General features: G+C 73.5%; 2 protein-coding genes and 2 pseudogenes. 3 read left to right on the plus strand and 1 reads right to left on the minus strand.

Annotated elements, in window-relative coordinates; all coding sequences use genetic code 11:
* Positions 1-44 precede the first annotated feature (44 nt).
* The 3 genes and pseudogenes from JNO44_RS45070 to JNO44_RS06520 all read left to right on the plus strand — a co-directional run.
* Positions 45-12,997: pseudogene (locus JNO44_RS45070) on the plus strand (type I polyketide synthase); the annotation flags it as partial.
* Positions 12,880-13,278, plus strand: a complete 399-nt coding sequence (locus tag JNO44_RS45075; protein ID WP_420882741.1) for an acyl carrier protein — start codon at positions 12,880-12,882, stop codon at positions 13,276-13,278. The pseudogene JNO44_RS45070 and the gene JNO44_RS45075, both read left to right, overlap by 118 nt.
* Before the next feature lie 45 nt (positions 13,279-13,323).
* A pseudogene (locus tag JNO44_RS06520) lies at positions 13,324-17,280 on the plus strand (type I polyketide synthase); the annotation flags it as partial.
* A gap of 97 nt (positions 17,281-17,377) precedes the next feature.
* Here the strand turns inward: JNO44_RS06520 and JNO44_RS06525 are convergent.
* Positions 17,378-20,245: a helix-turn-helix transcriptional regulator gene (locus JNO44_RS06525; protein WP_240167456.1), complete on the minus strand. Its 2,868-nt coding sequence runs from the start codon at positions 20,243-20,245 to the stop codon at positions 17,378-17,380.
* Positions 20,246-20,913: the final 668 nt, after the last annotated feature.

Genomic DNA, 20,913 nt, shown 5'->3' on the forward strand with positions numbered 1-20,913 from the left:
AACTCGCCCACCGGCGCCTGCGGGAGTCCGAGGCCCGGCTCCACGAGCCCATCGCCATCGTCGGCATGGCCTGCCGCTATCCCGGCGGCGTACGGGGCCCGGAGGACCTGTGGCGGCTGGTCGACGAAGGCCGTGACGCCGTCTCCGGCTTCCCGACCAACCGCGGCTGGCCGCAGGACCTCTACGACCCGGACCCGGACCGGCAGGGGAAGTCCTACACCCGCGAGGGCGGCTTCCTGTACGACGCGGACCGGTTCGACGCCGACTTCTTCGGGGTGAACCCGCGCGAGGCCGCGGCCACCGACCCGCAGCAGCGCCTGCTGTTGGAGGTCGCCTGGGAGACGCTGGAACGCGCCGGCATCCCCCCGGAGACCCTGCACGGCACCCGGACCGGCGTGTTCAGCGGGGTGATGTACGCCGACTACGGCGCCCGCGTGGCCCGGGCCCCCGAGGATCTCGAAGGCTATGTGGTCGTGGGCAGCGCGGGCAGCGTGGTGTCCGGGCGGTTGGCGTACAGCTTCGGGCTGGAGGGGCCCGCCGTCACGGTGGACACCGCCTGCTCCTCGTCGTTGGTCGCCATCCATCTGGCCGCCCAGGCGCTGCGGTCCGGGGAGTGCGAACTGGCCCTCGCCGGCGGGGTCACCGTCATGGCCACCCCGGCGACGTTCGTCGACTTCAGCCGGCAGCGGGCGCTGTCCGCGGACGGCCGCTGCAAGTCCTTCGCCAAGGCCGCCGACGGCACCGGCTGGGCCGAGGGGGCGGGCCTGCTGCTGTTGGAGCGGCTGTCCGACGCCGAGCGCAACGGTCACCAGGTGCTCGCCGTCGTCCGCGGCAGCGCGGTCAACCAGGACGGGCGCAGCAGTCAGTTGACCGCACCCAGCGGCCCCGCCCAGCAGCGGGTGATCAGCCAGGCGCTGCACAACGCCGGGCTGTCCGCCGCCGACATCGACGCGGTGGAGGCACACGGCACCGGCACCACGCTGGGCGACCCGGTCGAGGTGCAGGCGCTGCACGCGGTCTACGGGCAGCAGCGCCCCGCCGGCCAACCGCTGTACCTGGGCTCGCTCAAGAGCAACATCGGCCACTCGCAGGCCGCGGCCGGTGTCGGCGCGATCATCAAGATGACCGAGGCGATGCGCCACGAAGTACTGCCGCGCACACTGCACGTCGACGAGCCCACCCCGCACATCGACTGGGACGACACCCCGTTGACCCTGTTGACCAAGGCCCGTCCCTGGCCGGTGGCCGACCGGCCCCGCCGGGCCGCGATCTCCTCGTTCGGCATCGGCGGCACCAACGCCCATCTCGTGCTGGAGGAGCCGCCGGCGCGGCAGGCCGCCGAGCCCGCCGAGCCGGTCGAGCGATCCGTCGCCCCCGCGGTGCCGCTGCTGGTGTCGGCCCGCGATGCGGAAGCGCTGCGGGCACAGGCGGCCCGGTTGCGGGACTTCGTGGCCGGGCACCAGGAGGTGGAGCCCGTCGACGTCGCCCATGCGCTGGCCACCACCCGGACCGTGTTCGACCTGCGGGTGCCGGTCACCGCCACCGACCGGGACGACCTGCTGTCGGGGCTGGACGCGGTGGCCAGTGGCGCGCGACCGGGCTCGACCGCCTCCGGGGCGAAGGTGGCCTTCCTGTTCACCGGCCAGGGCAGCCAACGCGTCGGCATGGGCAAGGAGTTGTACTCGGCCCACCCGGCGTTCGCGGCGGCCTTCGACGCGGTGTGCGCGGAACTGGACCGGGGACTGGCCGGGCACGTGGAACACCCGCTGCGTGATGTGGTGTTCGGTACGGCGGGCGCCGCTCTGCTCGATCGTACGGTCTATGCGCAGACGGCGCTGTTCGCGGTGGAGGTGGCGCTGTACCGGCTGTTGGAGTCCTGGGGCGTCCGCCCGGACCGCCTGGCCGGCCACTCCATCGGCGAACTGGTCGCGGCGCACGTCTCGGGGGTGCTGACCCTGGAGGACGCCTGTGCGCTGGTGGCCGCCCGGGCCCGGTTGATGCAGGCGTTGCCCGCCGGCGGCGCCATGGTCGCCGTCCAGGCGACCGAGGAGGAGGTACGGGCGGAGCTCGCCACGCACGACGGCCGGGTGGACATCGCCGCGGTCAACGGCCCGACCTCGGTGGTCGTCTCCGGGGACGAGGACGCGGCACTGGCGGTCGCCGAGCGGTTCGCTGCGCAGGGCCGAAAGACCCGACGGCTGCGGACCAGTCATGCCTTCCACTCCGCCCACATGGACGGGATGCTGGAGGAGTTCCGCCGGGTCGCCGAGGGCCTGCCGCACGCGCGGCCGACCGTCCCGGTGCTGTCCAACCTGACCGGCGAACCGCTGTCGGAGTTCACCGGCGGCTACTGGGCCGACCATGTGCGGGGCGCCGTACGCTTCGCCGACATCGTCGAGCAGCTGTGGTCCGACGGCGTGCGGTGCTTCGTCGAACTCGGCCCGGACGGGGTGCTCACCGCCTCGGCCGCGGAAACCGTGGGTGCCGAGCGGCAGTTGGCTGCGGCGCCGGTGTTCGCCGCCGCGCTGCGCCGCGACCGGCCGGAGACGGTCACGCTGGTGGACGCGGTCGGCCGGGCCGCCGCCGCAGGGGTCCCGGTCGACTGGGACGCGCTGTTCACCGGTCGTGCGCCGCGCCGGGTCGCGCTGCCGACCTACCCGTTCCAATACCAGCGGTACTGGTTCGACCCCGTCTCCGACACCGCCCGGCCCGCACCGGCAGGGGCGTCGGGCGAGGAGTTCTGGAACTTGGTGTCGGACGGCGATCTGGACGCGCTGTCGGGCGCGCTCGCCCTCGACGGCGCCGACGACCAGTCCGCGCTGGGCACGGTGCTGCCGGCGCTGGCCGACTGGTGGGACCGGTTCAACGCCCGTACGACGGTGGATGGTTGGCGGTACCGGCCGACCTGGCGTCCGGTCGAGGCGGCGCCCCCGGCGACGGGCGGGGACTGGTTGCTGGTGCTGCCGCCCGACGGCCCCGAGGTCCAAGCGTGGGGGGAGGCCCTCGCCACCGCACTGGGCGAGGGCACCCGGCGGGTCACCGTCGACCCGGCCGGCGCGACCCGGGACGCGCTGGCGACGGAGCTGGCCGAGGCGATCGGCACCGAGCCCGTGCGCGGCGTGGTGTCCCTGCTCTCCCTGGTCACCGACCCGGACCCGAAGCACCCGGCCGTGCCGAGCGGGCTGGCCGCGACCGTCGCCCTGGTGCAGGCACTGGAACTCCTCGGCAGCCCGGCGCCGTTGTGGAGCGCCACCAGGGGTGCGGTGTCCACCGGTCCCGGCGACCCGGTGGCCGACCCCGCCGGGGCGCTGGTGTGGGGCCTCGGCGGGGTCGCGGCGGTGGAGTGCCCCGGGCTGTGGGGTGGACTGCTCGACCTGCCGGCCGCGCCGGACCCGCACATCTTGCAGCACGTACGGGACGCGCTCGGCGGGAAGCACGGCGAGACCGAGCTGGCGGTGCGTCCGGCAGGACTGGTGGGCCGGCGACTGGTCCCCGCCCCCTCGGGCGCCGCGGCGACCGCGGGCTGGGATCCCGCGCCGGGCACGGTGCTGATCACCGGCGGCAGCGGCGCGCTGGCCGGGCATGCGGCGCGCTGGTTCGCCGAGCAGGGCGCCGAGCACCTGCTGCTGGTCAGCAGGCGTGGTCGGGAGGCGCCCGGCAGTGCCGCACTCGAACAACGGCTGACCGACCTGGGTGCCCGGGTGTCCTTCGCGGCCTGCGACGTGGCCGACCGCGCGGAGCTGGCCGGGGTGCTGGCCGCGGTGCCGCCGGAGTTCCCGCTCACCGCCGTCGTGCACACCGCTGCGGTGCTGGACGACACGATGCTGGGCGAACTGACCCCGGACCGGATCGAGCGGGTGCTCCGGGTCAAGGTCGGTGGTGCCCGCAATCTGGACGAGCTGACCCGCGACCGGGACCTGTCCGCGTTCGTCCTGTTCTCCTCGGCCACCGGCGTATGCGGCCTGCCGGGCCAGGGCAACTACGCGCCCGGCAACGCCTTCCTCGACGCGCTGGCCGAGCACCGGCGGGGCCTCGGCCTGCCCGCCACCACCATCGACTGGGGCCTGTGGGGAGGCGACGGCATCGTCGACGACCAGGCCGTCGCGCAGAGCGAGCGGTACGGGTTCCGGTCGATGCCGCCGGAGTCGGCGATCGGTGCCCTGGGCACCGCGCTGGCCGGCGGGGACACCCACGTCATGGTGTGCGACGCGGACTGGGAACGGCTCGCCACCGGTCGGGCGCACCCGCTGCTGGCCGAGCTCGTCACGTCGGTGACGCCGCCCGAAGTCCCCGTGGAGCAGGTGTCGTTCGCCGAGCGGTATGCGGGCTTCGCACCGCCCGAGCAGCAGCGGTTGCTGGTCGGCCTGGTGCGCACGCACGTCGCGGCCGCCCTCGGCAGGCCCTCCCCGCAGGCGGTGGACGTCGACCGCCGCTTCCACGACCAGGGGTTCGACTCGCTCACCGCGGTCGACCTGCGCAACCGGCTCAACGTGGAGGTCGGCACGGCGCTGCCGGCCACGGTGGTGTTCGACCACCCCACGCCCGCCGCGCTCGCGGAGTACCTGCGCGACGCGCTGCTGCCGGCGCCGGCCGACCCCGCCGACGCCGTGGTCGCCGAGCTCGACCGGCTGGCGGCGCTGCTGACCGAGGCGGGCCGCGACGAACGCACCCGAGCGGCGGTGGACGACCGACTGCGGGCGGTGGTGGCCGGCTGGGAGGCCGCAGGCCGCGACACCGGCGCCGGCCGGGCGGACGAGCTGGCCGACGCCTCCGACGACGAACTCATCGATTTCATCAGCAATGAACTCGGCATCTCCTGACCGCGAAGGGCACGACATGGACGACGACCGGATCCGGTACCTGCTCAAGCGGGTCTCTGCCGAGTTGCAGGAGGCCAGGGACAAGCTGCGCGAAGCGCGGAGCCAACAGCACGAGCCGATCGCCATCGTCGGCATCGGGTGCCACTTCCCCGGCGAGGTGGACTCCGCCGAGGACCTGTGGCGGATGCTCGTCGAGGGCCGGGACGCGATATCGGAGTTCCCCACCGATCGCGGTTGGGACCTGGAGCGGCTCTTCGATCCGACGATGGAGCGCCCGGGCACCACGTACACCCGTCACGGGGCGTTCCTGCGCGACCCCGGCCACTTCGACGCGGACTTCTTCGGGATCTCCCCGCGCGAGGCGATGGCCGCCGACCCACAGCACCGGCTGCTGCTGGAGACCACGTGGGAGGCGTTCGAGGACGCCGGGATCGACCCGAGCGGGCTGCGCGGCAGCCGCACCGGGGTGTTCGTCGGCACCAACGGCAACGACTACCCGTCCGGGATCACCACCCCGCCCCAGGACCTGGAGGGCTACCTGGCGATCGGCAACGCCGCCAGCGTCGGGTCCGGGCGCATCTCCTACACCTTCGGCTTCGAGGGCCCGGCGGTGACCGTGGACACCGCCTGCTCGGCGTCGCTGGTGGCGCTGCACCTGGCGGTGCGCGCGCTGCGCTGGGGCGAGTGCGACCTGGCCCTGGCGGGCGGGGTCACGCTGATGAGCTCGCCGTCGCTCTTCGTGGAGTTCGCCCGGCAGCGGGGCCTGTCGCCCGACGGCCGCTGCAAGGCGTTCGCCGCCGCGGCCGACGGCACGGGTTGGTCCGAGGGCGCCGGCGTCGTGCTGGTCGAGCGGCTCTCGGATGCCCAGCGGCTGGGCCACCGGGTGCTGGCAGTGGTGCGCGGCACCGCGATCAACCAGGACGGCGCCTCCAACGGTCTGACCGCGCCCAACGGGCCGGCGCAACAGCGGGTCATCCGCCAGGCGTTGGCCGACGCGCAGCTGTCCGGCGGCGAGGTGGACGCCGTCGAGGCGCACGGCACCGGCACCGTCCTGGGCGACCCCATCGAGGCCCAGGCGCTGCTCGCCACCTACGGCCGGGATCGCGCGCCGGACCGGCCGCTGTGGCTGGGGTCGGTCAAGTCGAACCTGGGGCACACCCAGGCGGCCGCGGGTGTCGCCGGGCTGATCAAGATGGTGATGGCGCTGCGGCACGGCGTGCTTCCCGCGACGCTGCACGTGGACGCCCCCACCCCGCACGTGGACTGGTCCACCGGCACCATGCGGCTGCTCACCGAGAACCGGCCGTGGGTGGGCGACGAAGCGCCGCGGCGCGCGAGCGTGTCCGCCTTCGGCGTCAGCGGCACCAACGCACACGTCGTCCTCGAACAGGCCGACGCCGCGCAGGCCCTGCCGCCGGTCACCGACCCGCTCGGGAGCGGCACGGTCGCCTGGCCGGTGTCCGGCCACTCGCCCGAGGCGCTGACCGCGCAGGCCGGGCGACTGGCCCGGGCGCTCGCCGACAGCGCCACCCACCCGCTCGACGTCGCCCAGGTGCTGACCACCCGCGCCGCCCAGCGGGAGCGGGCCGTCGTCATCGGTGGTGCACAGGACGAACTGGTGGCCGGGGTGCGTGCGCTGGCAGCGGGTGAGCGGCCGGCGCACGTGATCAGGGGCACCGCCGCCCCCGGCCGCAAGACCGTGTTCGTCTTTCCCGGGCAGGGCTCGCAGTGGGCCGGTATGGCCGCGGAACTCCTCGACTCCGCGCCGGTGTTCGCCGACCGCATCGGCGCCTGCGCCGACGCGCTGGCACCGTTCGTGGACTGGTCGTTGCTGGACGTCCTGCGCGGCGCGGAGGGCGCCCCGGCACTGGACCGGGTGGACGTGGTGCAACCGGCGCTGTGGGCGGTACTGGTGTCCCTGGCCGAGCTCTGGAAGTCCTGCGGGGTGCGCCCCGACGCGGTGATCGGCCACAGCCAGGGCGAGATCGCCGCCGCGTACGTCGCCGGGGCGCTGTCGCTGTCCGACGCCGCGAAGGTGGTGGCCCTGCGCAGCCAGGCGATCCTCTCGCTGCCCGACGGCGGGATGATGTCGGTGGCGCTGCCGGCGGGCGCGGCGGAGGAGCGGCTCGCCCGGTGGTCGGGCACGCTCTCGATCGCCGCGGTCAACGGCCCGTCGAGCGTCGTGGTGTCGGGCGAACCGGAGTCGCTGGACGCCCTGGCCGAGTCCTGCCGGGCCGACGGCGTCCGTGCCCGGCGGCTCCCCGTCGACTACGCCTCGCACTCCGCCCAGGTCGAGGTGATCGGCGAGCAGGTGCGCGGCGCACTGGCCGACATCCGCCCGCGGGCGGCAGCCGTCCCGCTGCTGTCCACCGTGACCGCGGACTGGCTCGACACCACGGGCATGGACGCGGAGTACTGGTACACCAACCTCCGCCGCCCGGTGCGCTTCGAGGAGGGGGTGCGCGCGCTCCTCGCCGACGAGCACGACGTGTTCGTCGAGCTGAGCCCGCACCCGGTGATGACGGCGCACGTGCAGGACACCGCCGAGGACGCCGGCACCGCCGACGTCGCGGTGACCGGCACCCTGCGCCGCGACGAGGGCGGGTTCGACCGGTTCCTGACCTCGCTGGCGCACGCCCATGTGCAGGGTGTCGAGGTGGACTGGCCGACGGTGCTCGGCGGCCGGCCCGCCACGTGGGTGGACCTCCCCCGCTATGCCTTCCAACGACGCCGGTACTGGCTTCCGGACCTGCCCGGCGCACCGGCCGACGCACTGGGCCTCGGGCTCGGTGCGGCCCGGCACCCGATGCTGGGCGCCACGGTCCGGCTTGCGGACGGCGGCGGCCTGCTGTTCACCGGTCACCTCTCCGTGCGGACCCACCCCTGGCTCGCCGACCACCGCGTGCTGGACCGGGTGCTCGTGCCCGGCACCGCGTTCGTGGAGTGGGCGATCCGCGCGGGTGACGAGGTCGGCTGCGACACGGTCGACGAGCTGGTGATCGAGGCACCCCTGGTGCTCACCGGTCAGTCCGGCGCGCAAGTACAGCTCGTCGTGGGCGAGTTGGACGAGACCGGACGCCGGTCGATCGCCGTCCACGCGCGGTCGGGCGAGGACGAGTGGATCCGGCACGCCAGTGGATCCCTGCGACAGGACACCGGCGCGGGCGCTGCCGACCAGCAGGTCTGGCCCCCCGCGGGCGCGACACCGGTCGGCACGGACACCCTCTACGCCACGCTCGCCGACCTCGGGCTGGAGTACGGGCCCGCGTTCCAGGGCGTGCGGGCCGCCTGGCGGCGCGGCGGCGAGTTCTTCGCCGAGGTCGAGCTGTCCGAGGCGCAGCGCCCGGAAGCGGCGGCGTTCGGGGTGCACCCGGCCCTGCTGGACACCGCGTTCCACGCGTGGGCCCTGGGCGGGGACGGCGCACGGCGGCTGCCCTTCTCCTGGAACGGCGTCCGGCTGCACGCGTCCGGCGCCACCGCGCTGCGGGTGCGCCTCGCGGCGGTGGACGGCGAGGCGTTGTCGCTGTCGGCCACCGACGGGACGGGCGCCCCGGTGATCACCGTCGGCTCCATGGCGACCCGGGCGGTGGCGCCGGAGCAGCTGGACGCGGCGGGCGGCCCGGCACCCGCGCCGCTCCGGGTGACCTGGGCCGACCTGGCCACCGCCGCGGAATCCGCGGCGCCCGGGAACTGGGACCTGGTCGAGGTCGAGGTCGGGCCGCCCGGCGCCGACGGACCGGACCTGCGCGAGGCCGTACGCGCCACCACCGGGCAGGTGCTCGCCCAAGTACAGGAGCGGCTCGCGGCACCGGGGGTCGACCGTCCCCTCGTCGTGGTCACCACCGGCGCGATCGCGGCGCAGGCCGGGGACGTCCCCTCGCTGCCCGCGTCCGCGGCCGTGGGACTGGTCCGCTCGGCGCAGACCGAGCAGCCCGACCGGCTGCTGCTGGTGGACGTGGACGGCACCGGGGCGTCCCGGCACGCCCTGCCCGGCGCGGTCGCCGCGGCACTGGCGGCGGGCGAGTCCCAGGTGGTGCTGCGCGACGGTGCGGCCACGGTGCCGCGGCTGGCGCGGACCGCGCCCGTCGCGGAGCACCCGGGCTGGTCGTTCGCCCCGGACGGCACCGTGCTGATCACCGGTGGTCTCGGGCTGCTCGGCCGGCTGCTGGCCGGACACCTGGTCCGCGAACACGGGGTGCGGCACCTGGTGCTGGCCTCGCGACGCGGACCGGCGGCGGCCGAGGCTGCGGCCCTGGTGGACGAACTGGCCGCGGAGGGTGCCCGGGTCACCGTGGTGGCCTGCGACGTGGCCGACCGCACGGCGCTGGCGGCACTGTTGGCCGACATCCCGGTCGCACACCCGCTGACCGCGGTGGTACACGCGGCGGGCGCGCTGGACGACGGGGTGGTGGAAGCCATGACCCCCGATCGCCTGGACACGGTGTTCGGCCCGAAGGTCGACGCGGCCTGGCACCTGCACGAACTGACCGCGGGGCTGGACCTCTCCGCCTTCATCCTGTTCTCCTCGGCCGCCGGGGTCCTCGGCACCGCCGGGCAGAGCAACTACTCCGCGGCGAACACCTTCCTGGACGCCCTGGCCGCGCACCGTCGGGCCCAGGGCCTCGCGGCCACGTCGCTGGCCTGGGGCCTGTGGGCGGACGCCAGCGACCTCACCGGGCACCTGAGCGGGGCGGACGTCGGCCGGATGGCGCGCCAGGGCGTGCGGCCGCTGCCGAGCGGGACCGGACTGGCCTTGTTCGACGCGGCCGGGCGGCTCGACGAGACGCTGCTGGTGCCGGTGGTCGTGGAGTCCTCCGGTGGCACGGACGGGCCGGTCCCGCCGATGCTGCGCGGGGTGCTGCGTGCCCGACGCCCCACCGCGCGCTCCCGGGCGGGCTCGGTGGCTGACCCGGGTGCACGGTGGCGCGGGCTGCCCGACGCCGAGGTGGCGCAGGGCGTCCTCGACCTGGTGCGCACCGAGGCGGCGACCGTGCTCGGGCACACGGAAGGTGCGGGCGTCGATCCCACGCGCCCGTTCAAGGAGTTGGGTGTCGACTCGCTGACCGCGGTGGAACTGCGCAACCGGCTGAACGCGGCCACCGGGCTGCGCCTGCCCGCCACGGTGATCTTCGACCACTCGACTCCGGAGGCGCTGGCCGAGCACCTGCGTTCCCTGTTCACCGGGGACGCCGTGGCCGCGGCCCCGGCCATCGCGCCGATCGGCGTGGACGAGCCGATCGCCATCGTGGGCATGGCCTGCCGCTACCCCGGCGGCGTCACCACCCCCGACCAGCTCTGGGACCTCGTCGACACCGGCACCGACGCGATCACCACCTGGCCCACCAACCGCGGCTGGCCCACCGACGCCCTCTACGACCCCGACCCCGACACCCCCGGCACCACCTACACCACCCACGGCGGATTCCTCCACGACGCCGACCAGTTCGACGCCGCCTTCTTCGGGATCCATCCCCGCGAGGCCCTCGCCACCGACCCCCAACAACGACTCCTGCTCGAAACCACCTGGGAAGCCCTCGAACACGCAGGCATCCCCGCAGACACCCTCCGCGGCACCCGAACCGGCGTCTTCACCGGCGTGATGTACAACGACTACGCCAGTCGACTGCACACGGTCCCGGGCGAGTTGGAGGGATACCTGCCCAACGGCAGTGCCGCGAGCGTCGCCTCCGGCCGGATCAGCTATGTGTTCGGGTTCGAGGGGCCCGCGATCTCGGTCGACACCGCCTGCTCCTCGTCGTTGGTCGCCATCCACCTGGCCGGGCAGGCGCTGCGCAACGGCGACTGCGCGCTCGCCGTCGCGGGCGGGGCCACCGTGATGTCGTCACCGGACGGCATCGTCTCCGCGTGCCGGCACCGTGCCCTGTCCCCGGACGGTCGGGTCAAGGCGTTCGCCGGTGCAGCCGACGGCACCAGCTGGTCCGAAGGCGTCGGCCTCCTGCTCCTCGAACGACTCTCCGACGCCCAACGCAACAACCACACCATCCACGCCATCATCCGCGGCACCGCAACCAACAACGACGGCACCTCCAACGGACTCACCGCACCCAGCGGAACCGCCCAACAACGCGTCATCCACCAAGCACTCGCCAACGCCGGCCTCCAACCCACCGACATCGACGCCGTCGAAGCCCACGGCACCGGCACCCCCCTCGGCGACCCCATCGAAGCCAACGCCCTCCACGCCACCTACGGCACCGCCCACACCCCCCACCAACCCCTCTGGCTCGGCTCCCTCAAATCCAACATCGGCCACACCCAGGCCGCGGCGGGCGTCGGCGGAGTCATCAAGATGGTCCAGGCGATGCGCCACGGCACACTCCCCCGCACCCTCAACGTCGACCACCCCACCCCCCACGTCGACTGGACCGACAACACCATCCAACTCCTCACCCAACCCCAACCCTGGCCCACCACCGACCACCCCCGACGCGCCGCCGTCTCCGCCTTCGGCATCAGCGGCACCAACGCCCACCTCATCCTCGAACAACCACCCCACACCCCCACCACACCCACCCCAAAGGAGAACGACACCCCGCTGCCGGTCCTGGTATCGGCCGCCTCCCCCGCCGCCCTCGGCCAACTGGCGGGTGATCTCGCGGCGTTCGTCACCGACGCCCCTGATCTCGACCTGGTCGCCGCCGCGCACTCCCTGCTGCGTACCAGGTCCGCGCTCGAACATCGTGCGGTGGTGGTCGCCCGAGAGCGCGCCGACCTGCTGGCGGGGCTGACCGCGCTCGCCAACGGCGAGCCCGCCGAACACCTCGCGCGGGGACGGGCCGAGGGCGCGCCGAAGACCGTGTTCGTCTTCCCCGGCCAGGGCTCGCAGTGGCTCGGCATGGCCGCCGAACTGCTCGACACCGCACCGGTGTTCGCCGACCATGTCGCCGCCTGCGCCGAGGCGCTGGCCCCGCACGTGGACTGGTCGCTGGTCGACGTGCTGCGCGGGGCCGAGGGCGCCGCGTCCCTGGAGCGGGTCGACGTCGTCCAGCCCGCGCTCTGGGCGGTCATGGTCTCCCTGGCGGAACTGTGGCGCTCGCACGGCGTCCACCCGGACGCGGTGGTCGGCCACAGCCAGGGCGAGATCGCCGCCGCGTACGTCGCCGGGGCGCTGTCACTGGCGGACGCCGCAAAGGTGGTGGCGTTGCGCAGCCGAGCGCTGCTCGCGCTGTCCGGCGACGGCGGAATGCTGTCGGTGGCGCTGTCGGCCACCGACGCCGAGGCCGCCATCGCCCCCTGGGCCGGGGCGCTGTCCGTCGCGGCGGTCAACGGCCCGGCGAGCGTGGTCGTCTCCGGTGCTACGGAGGCGCTGGACGAGTTGGCCGCCGCCTGCACCGTCGAGGGCACCCGGACCCGGCGGATCCGGGTGGACTACGCCTCGCACTCGGCCCACGTCGAGCGGATCCGGGAATCCGTGCTTGCCGCGCTCACCGGTCTGAGCCCGCGCACCGCGACGGTGCCGCTGTTCTCCACGATGGCCACCGACTGGATCGACACCGCGGTGATGGACGCGGACTACTGGTACGGCAACCTGCGTCGGACCGTCCACTTCGAACAGGCGGTCCGGGCCCTGGCCGAGCAGGGTCACACCGCGTTCGTCGAGGTGAGCCCGCACCCGGTGCTGGTGTCGAGCGTGGTGGACACCGTCGAGGCGGTGGCGGGTGAGGCGGTGACGGTCACCGAGACCCTCCGGCGCGACGACGGGGGCCTTGTCCGGTTCCGTACCTCGGCGGCGGCGCTCGCCGTGCGCGGGGTGCCGGTCGACTGGAGCCCCGCCTTCGCCGGGACCGTGCGGCCCCGGCCGGTACCGCTGCCGACCTATCCCTTCCAGCGGCAGCGCTACTGGCTGGACACCGACACGCCCGCGACCCTCGTGGTCCCGGGGGCGGGCGCGGCACCGGACGTGGCCGGTGAGCAGGCACATGCGCTGGTCGCGCGGCTGTCGACTCTGCCGGAGTCGGAGCGCGCCGCGGCGGTGCTGGAGGTGGTGCGCGAGCAGACCGCGGCGGTGTTGGGACAGCCCGACCCGGACGCGGTGGGCGTGGACACCCCGTTCAAGTCACTCGGGTTCGAGTCGTTGAGCGCGATCGGTCTGCGCAACCGGCTCAACACGCTCACCGGGCTGCGTCTGCCGAGCACCCTGGCGTTCGACAACCCGACCCCGGCCGCGCTCGCCGCGTTCGTGCTGGCCCGCCTGGCCCCGGCGACGCCCCCGGTCAGCGCGTCCGCGCTGGCCACCGTCGAGCAGCTGGAGGCCATGCTCTCCGAGGTGACCGTCGAGGAGTCCGCCCGACTGGACATCGGCCGGCGGCTCCAGGCACTGGCCACCCAGTGGGCCGGGCCCGACACCGCGGGCGGCGCGGTGGACATCGACTTCGAGGCCGCCACCGACGAGGAGTTGTTCGACCTGATGGACAACGCTCCGGACTACGGGGGATGAGGACAGATGGCCACTGAGGACAAACTGCGGGAGTACCTGAAGCGCGCGCTCGCCGACAGCAGAAGGGCCCAACAGCGGGTGCAGGAGCTGGAGTCGGCCCGACGGGAGCCGATCGCCATCGTGGGCATGGCCTGCCGCTACCCCGGCGGCGTCACCACCCCCGACCAGCTCTGGGACCTCGTCGACACCGGCACCGACGCGATCACCACCTGGCCCACCAACCGCGGCTGGCCCACCGACGCCCTCTACGACCCCGACCCCGACACCCCCGGCACCACCTACACCACCCACGGCGGATTCCTCCACGACGCCGACCAGTTCGACGCCGCCTTCTTCGGAATCAGTCCGCGCGAGGCCCTCGCCACCGACCCCCAACAACGACTCCTGCTCGAAACCACCTGGGAAGCCCTCGAACACGCAGGCATCCCCGCAGACACCCTCCGCGGCACCCGAACCGGCGTCTTCACCGGCCTGACGGGCACGGACTACCACACCCGGGTGTCCGAGGTGCCGGCGGAACTGGAGGGCTACCTCGGGGTCTCGAACCTCGGCAGCGTCGCCTCGGGACGGATCAGTTACACCTTCGGGTTCGAGGGACCCGCGGTCTCGGTCGACACCGCCTGCTCCTCGTCGTTGGTCGCCATCCACCTGGCCGCGCGAGCCCTCCGCGACGGCGAGTGCCGACTCGCCGTCGCGGGCGGCGTGACGGTGATGTCCTCGCCGGCCGGATTCGTGGAGTTCTCCCGCCAGCGCGGTCTGTCCCCGGACGGTCGGGTCAAGGCGTTCGCCGGTGCGGCCGACGGCACCAGCTGGTCCGAAGGCGTCGGCCTCCTGCTCCTCGAACGACTCTCCGACGCCCAACGCAACAACCACACCATCCACGCCGTCATCCGCGGCACCGCAACCAACAACGACGGCACCTCCAACGGACTCACCGCACCCAGCGGAACCGCCCAACAACGCGTCATCCACCAAGCACTCGCCAACGCCGGCCTCCAACCCACCGACATCGACGCCGTCGAAGCCCACGGCACCGGCACCCCCCTCGGCGACCCCATCGAAGCCAACGCCCTCCACGCCACCTACGGCACCGCCCACACCCCCCACCAACCCCTCTGGCTCGGCTCCCTCAAATCCAACATCGGCCATGCAGCTGCAGCGGCCGGCGTCGGCGGAGTCATCAAGATGGTCCAGGCGATGCGCCACGGCACACTCCCCCGCACCCTCAACGTCGACCACCCCACCCCCCACGTCGACTGGACCGACAACACCGTCCAACTCCTCACCCAACCCCAACCCTGGCCCACCACCGACCACCCCCGACGCGCCGCCGTCTCCGCCTTCGGCATCAGCGGCACCAACGCCCACCTCATCCTCGAACAACCACCCCACACCCCCACCACACCCACCACGGAAACCGGGAGCGCCCCCGGCGACGGTGCGCCGCTGCCGTGGCTGCTCTCGGCGAAGTCGCCCGCCGCGCTCCGCGCCCAGGCGGACCGCCTGTCCGCAGCGTTGGCCGACGCCCCGGGTACCCCGCTGGCCGCCGCCCATACGCTGGCCACCCGGCGGACCCACCTCGACCACCGCGCCGTCGTGGTCGCCGGGGCCCGGGAGGAACTCGTCGCCGGGTTGACGGCGCTGGCGGCCGGGCGGCCGGCCGGCGGCGTGCTCAGCGGCACTGCGCGGACCGGCGGCAAGCTCGCCTTCCTGTTCACCGGCCAGGGCAGCCAACGCCCGGGCATGGGGCGGGAGTTGTATGCCGCCTATCCCGTCTTCGCCGACGCCTTCGACGCGGTGTGCAGGGAGCTGGACCGACACCTGCCCGGACCGCCCCTGGCCACCCTCGTCCTCTCCGCCGACCACGGCGACGAGCTCGACCGGACGGCGTACGCCCAACCGGCGCTGTTCGCGGTCGAGGTGGCGCTGTTCCGCCTCCTGGCGTCCTGGGGCCTGCGGCCCGACCTGGTGGCCGGCCACTCGGTCGGCGAGCTGGCCGCCGCACACGTGGCCGGCGTGTTCTCGCTGTCGGACGCCGCCTCGCTCGTCGCCGCGCGGGGCAGGCTGATCCAGCAGCTGCCGTCCGGCGGGGCCATGGTCGCGGTGCAGGCGAGCGAGGCGGAGGTCCGGGCCGCGCTGGTCGACGCACCGCCGGGGGTGGGCATCGCTGCGGTCAACTCGCCGCGGTCGGTGGTGATTTCCGGCGACGAGGAGCCGACCCTGCTCCTGGCCGAGGGCTTCGCGGCACGCGGCCGCCGCACGTCCCGACTGCGGGTCAGCCATGCGTTCCACTCGCATCTGATGGACGACATGCTCGCCGAGTTCCGTACGGTGGCGGAGCGACTCGCCTTCGCCGCACCGGACATCCCGGTGGCCTCCGGCCTGACCGGGAAGACCGTCACGGCCGAGGAGATCGGCAGCGCCGCATACTGGGTCGACCACGTCCGCTCGTCGGTCCGCTTCGCGGACGCGGTGCAGACGCTGCACGACGCCGGGGTGACCCGGTTCCTCGAACTCGGGCCCGACGCGGTGCTGACCGGCATGGCCGGGGAGGTGCTCGACGCGGAACCCGCACTGCTGGCGCCCGCGCTGCGCCGTGGCAGGCCCGAGGTGGCCACGGTGCTGGCAGCCGTGGGGGCGGCGCACGTCAGCGGCCTGCCGGTCGACTGGGCTGCGGTGCTCGGCCGTGACGCCCCGCTGATCCCCCTGCCGGGCTACGCCTTCCAACGCCGCCGGTACTGGCTCGACGGGGAGGGCATGCCGGTCCGGCCGAGGAACGCCCCGGCGGACCCGGAGCCCGCCTGGGAGGCCCCCGCCGACGATGCGCCCGAGCCGGTGCGACGCGCGGCCCTACTGGACCTGGTCGTCGACGAGAGCGCCGCCGTGCTCGGCCACGCGACGGGCGAACAGGTCAGGCCGGACACGGCATTCGCCGAGTTGGGCATGGACTCGCTCAGTGCGCAGCAGCTGCGCAAGCGGCTGGCGACCAGGACCGGCCTGTCCCTGCCGGGGAACCTGGTGATCGACCACCCGACTCCCGCGGCAGTGAGCGAATTCCTGGCAGCGGAGACCGGCGCCCGGACGGCCGACGCGGCGGTGCCGGCGGGGCAGGACCCGCTGGCGGCGGTCTACCTCGCCCTGTGCGCGGTGGACGCCTCGGCGGCGAACCAGGTACTGGCGGCATCGGCGGCGCTGCGCCCTCGGTTCGCCCTGCAGGAGCGCGCCGCGCACGCCGAACCGCCGGTGCGGTTGGCGACCGGCGACAGCGACCTGGTGCTGGTGTGCTTCCCGGCGCTCACCGCGCTGTCCGGCCCGCACGAGTACGCCGGTTTTGGTCCCGCCCTCAACGGCCTGCACGACACCTACGCCCTCCCGGCGCCCGGCTACGGGGCGGGCACACCACTGCCCGACTCGATGGACACCTTCACGCGACTGCAGGCCGACGTCGTCACCGAACTCGTCGGCGACCGGCCCTTCGCGCTCGTCGGCCGGTCGCTCGGCGGGTGCGTCGCGCACTCCGTGGCCGAGGAGTTGGAGCACCGCGGGCGCGTCCCCGCCGGCCTGGTGATGATCGACACCTATCCGGTGGACACCGCCGAGGACCCCGCGCGGGGCTGGTGGCTGCCCGCGCTGATGAACGGCATGCTGGGCATGATCGACCGGTTCGACCTGACGCTGAGCGAGACACGCCTGACCACGATGGGTGCCTACCTCACGGTGCTCGGCGCCTGGCGGCCGTCGTCGGTACGCACCCCGACCCTGCTGCTACGGGCGCAGGACCCGCTGCCCGGCATGCCCACGGACCAGGACTGGCGGGCCTCCTGGCCGCTGCCGCACGAGGCGGTGGACGTCCCGGGCAATCACTTCTCGGCCCTGGAGAACCACTCCGCCACCACGGCGGCGGCCGTGGCGGCCTGGTTGGCGCCGCACCGTGCCGAGCCGTCGCGCGCGCCGTCGGCACGGGAGAGTGCGGACCGCACCCGCGCGCACGCCGTGGGGTGATGCGGCACGACGTCGCCCCGTCGAGTTGCTGCTCGACGGGGCGACGTCCTACGAAGTGGCCGGCGCGGGTGCGGGGCTCGCACCCCGCCGGCGTTGCTCAACCGCCCTGGTTCGCCGAGCGCACGAGGTTCAAGGGCCCCGTGTGGTCCTCGACGTGCAGACAGGACGTGAGTCCCGCCCGGCCCTTGACCCGCAGTTTCCGGTACGCCCGGGTCAGGTGCTGCTCCACCGTGCTGATCGTGATGTACAGCTCCTTGGCGATCTCACGGTTGGTGCGGCCGTTGGCGGCCAGCACCGCGACCCGACGTTCGGCGGTGCTCAGCCCGTCCTCGAAGACACCGTTCGGCTCCGGCTGCCGCGGATGCGGTACGACCGTCGCCCGGGCCATCACCGGGTCGGTGCTCCTGGCCAGCTTGCGCAGCAGCGGTTCCAGCTTGCCGACCTCGGCGATCTGGGCGGCCCGCCGCACCGACGTGCGCGCGTTGCCACGCTCCCCGAGCTGACGCTGGGTGTCGGCCAGGGCGGTGAGGGTGTGCGCCAACTGGACGCGGTCGGCGCCGTCCTCCAGCGCGTCCAGCGAGTCCAGCAGGGTGGTGACGCGTTCCCGCAGGTCCTCCTGGGTGGCCGCCAGGGCGCGCAGCGCCATGCCCCGCACCCGCGGCTGGTGGACCGCGGGCCGGGACAGCTGTTCCTCGGCGAGCTCCCGGGCCTGCGCCACCCGCCCGAGTTGCAGGAGCGCCCCCACCGCGTCGGTGCGCCACGGCACGAAGGCCGGCAGGTCGATCCCCCAGTCCCGCATCAGCCGCCCACAGGTGAGCAGGTCGTCCAGGGCGGTCTGCGGCCGGTGGGCCGCCAGGTGCCGCCGCCCCCGGGCGTAGAGGTACTGGATCCCCGAGCGGGTCTCGAAGAATCCGTCAGGCATCTCCGCCAGCCGCAGGTCAGGGGCGTCGGTCTCGCCCAGTTCGGTGGCCGCGTTCACCAGGCTCCCGACCACCGACCCGATGGAGACCCCCCACGCCGAGCGCGGGATGAGGCCCAGCGCCGACCATCCGTGGCGGCGGGTGGCCAGCAGGTCGCCGCGGCGCAGGGCGATCTCGGCGCGTGCCGACAGGAGCAGCGCCTGCCAGGTCGGCGCCCGCCGGGCGATGGTCTCGCGCAGCCATGTCTCGCACCACGGCTCGGCCAGGTCCAGCCGATCGGCGTACATCAGGGCGAGGAGCGCCGACTGGATCGAGCACAGCGTGCCGTCGTCCAGCGGGGTGGTCTCCAGCAGCCACTGCGAGGTCCGCACCGTGCTCTCGTCGGGTCCGTGTTCGAGCACCCTGCCCAGCAGTGTGGCCGCGTGTGCCGTCGGGTCGGCCACGATCATCGATCGTGCCCCGTCCGGGAGTTGCTGCTCCGGGATGCTCGCCACGGGGTGTGCGGTGGCCAGCAGCCGCGGCTGCGTGACGCCCAGCCACTTCCGCATGATGTACAACTCTGCGGCGGTCCGGGCGTCGAGCCGGTCGTAGGCACGGGCGAGCCGGTCCAGGATGAGCACCGCCTCTTCCCGCTGCCCGTGCCACAGCAGCGGGCGCAGCAGGGCGACCATCTGGTCGTGCCGCAGCCGGCCCGCGCGCAGCGCCTCGCGGAGCGGTCCCAACTGCCGCATCGCCTCTGTGGGATTGACCCGGAATTCTGCCTGTACGCGCAGGACCGCCACCTCCCATCGCTGTTCCTCGGTCTCACAGAGACCCTCGGCCAGCCGCAGACAGCGCGCCGCGAACTCCACGTCGTCGCGGTGCAGTTCCTCCCGCGCCCCCTCGATGAGCGTGGGCAGCTCCCACGGCTGACCGGTGGAGCGGGTGGCGACGAGGTGCAGGGCGACCCGGTGCGGATCCGCACCGACCTTGTGCAGCAGGCGGGCGACACAGTGGTGCAGCTCCGCACGGTCCGCGGCGGACAGTTCGTTGAGCACCACCGACCGGGTGTCGGGGTGCCGGAAGTGCTCGGCCTCCAGGACGCCGGCCGCGTTCATCGCCGGGACCATCTTGCCTGCGTTCTCCGCGCTGCCGTCGAACAGGCGGTAGATCAGGTCGGCCGAGTCGGACTCCGCCAGCACCGCCAGCAGGCGCGCGGTTCTGACGAACCATCTGCCGCCGCGGTGCAGACAGGCCAGCGTGGCCCTGGCGAACTCGTCGCCGACCACCGGCTCCCCCAACGGGTCGCTGCCGGGCTCCGGTTCGGCCGCGAGGTGATCCTCGATCAGCGCCTTGAGCAGGAACGGGCTGCCGCCCGAGACCCGGTGCCAGGTCCTGGCCACGGCGCGGTTGACCACCAGTCCGGTGCGGTCGGCGAGCAGTTCCGCCACGCCGTCGGTGGACAGCGGGTCGAGTCGGAGCAGATCGAAGCAGGGTTGCCGCAGCAGCTCGGTCACGAGCAGCGTCCGCTCCCGGTTCCTCGAACTGAGCGGGCACTCGGTGTGTGTCACCACAATGGCCACCCGTGCCGAGCGCAGATGGGCGGCGAAGTACAGCAGCGACTCCAACGAGGGCAGGTCGACGTACTGCAGGTCGTCGACGGCGATCACGACCGGCGCCTTCTCGGACAGCTGCTGCAGGCTGGACCACAGCTGTCGGTTCGCCTGGTTCCGCAGGTATTCCATGCCGACGCCGCTGGGGGAATCGGATAACTTGGACGCGCCGTCGTTCAATAATGCGCGCGTCCGGCGCTGTTCCGCCGAGCACGGCAGAGCCCGGAAGAGCTGGTCCAGGACGCCGAAGGGCACTTCCATCTCCCGGCGCGAGGCCACCGCTTCCAGGACCACTCCGCGCCGCGCGCCGACGTCTTCGACGAACATCCGCAACAGTGCCGTCTTCCCGCCACCGACCGGGCCCTTGATCAGCGAGATCCCGCCCGTTCCCTCTGCACATTTCCGAAAACGACTGCTCAACGCACGCAGTTGCGACCCGCGTTCCACCAGCATCTGGAATCCCCCTCGGCTATTGCCGTGAAGCGGGCTTCGGAGCGCCGTTGTTCCGGGAAAGCCCCCACCCTGTGCAGCGTTTTCCACTCACCCGGCGGTGCCCCAGTGGGCGCCACCCCACACATTTTTCCGTTGCACACACCTTGCGAAAACCCACGTAAGTACGGTAGCAACCAAGGGCACTTGCGCCAGTGACTGAGGTCACACCTTCGGTCGCGTTCTCCCCGTCCTCACCGACGCTTTCCGCACCACCACAGCCTCAACCGGAAACAGAATCTTCCCGAGCGATGACACAGGCCGTTACGACCCCGAAACAACAAGGGGCACCACCGCACGCGAAAGGCACCGCCCCGGAATTCCCCTGGAGAAAATCCCGTCCGGTGGCCTGGTGACGAGTCGGTGCGGATTCGGAGGTTCGCGCTGAAGGGCCCTGACCGCGCTTCAACAGGGCGGAACACGCCGACAGGGGTGACGCCGGCCGCACACCGCGGCCCGTGGCGTCGGATACCCGGCGGTACGCGGCCGGGGGGTAACACTGAGGCGTCTCATGGGATCCGGGGCCACGACGTGGCCATCGCCGGCTGCTATAAGGGTTGCGCTACGAACTAAATCGCAGTCCACGACAGCTTCCTTGGTCAGCGAGCGCGGAGCGCCCGTCCTGGCGGCGG

Origin of the sequence: Streptomyces noursei (assembly GCF_016917755.1) — a bacterium.
Classification (GTDB): Bacteria; Actinomycetota; Actinomycetes; order Streptomycetales; family Streptomycetaceae; genus Streptomyces; species Streptomyces yunnanensis.

Bases quoted from the DNA above. Each gene is read 5' to 3' on its own strand.
- JNO44_RS06525 (WP_240167456.1), bottom strand. From the start codon at position 20,245: ATGCTGGTGGAACGCGGGTCGCAACTGCGTGCGTTGAGCAGTCGTTTT.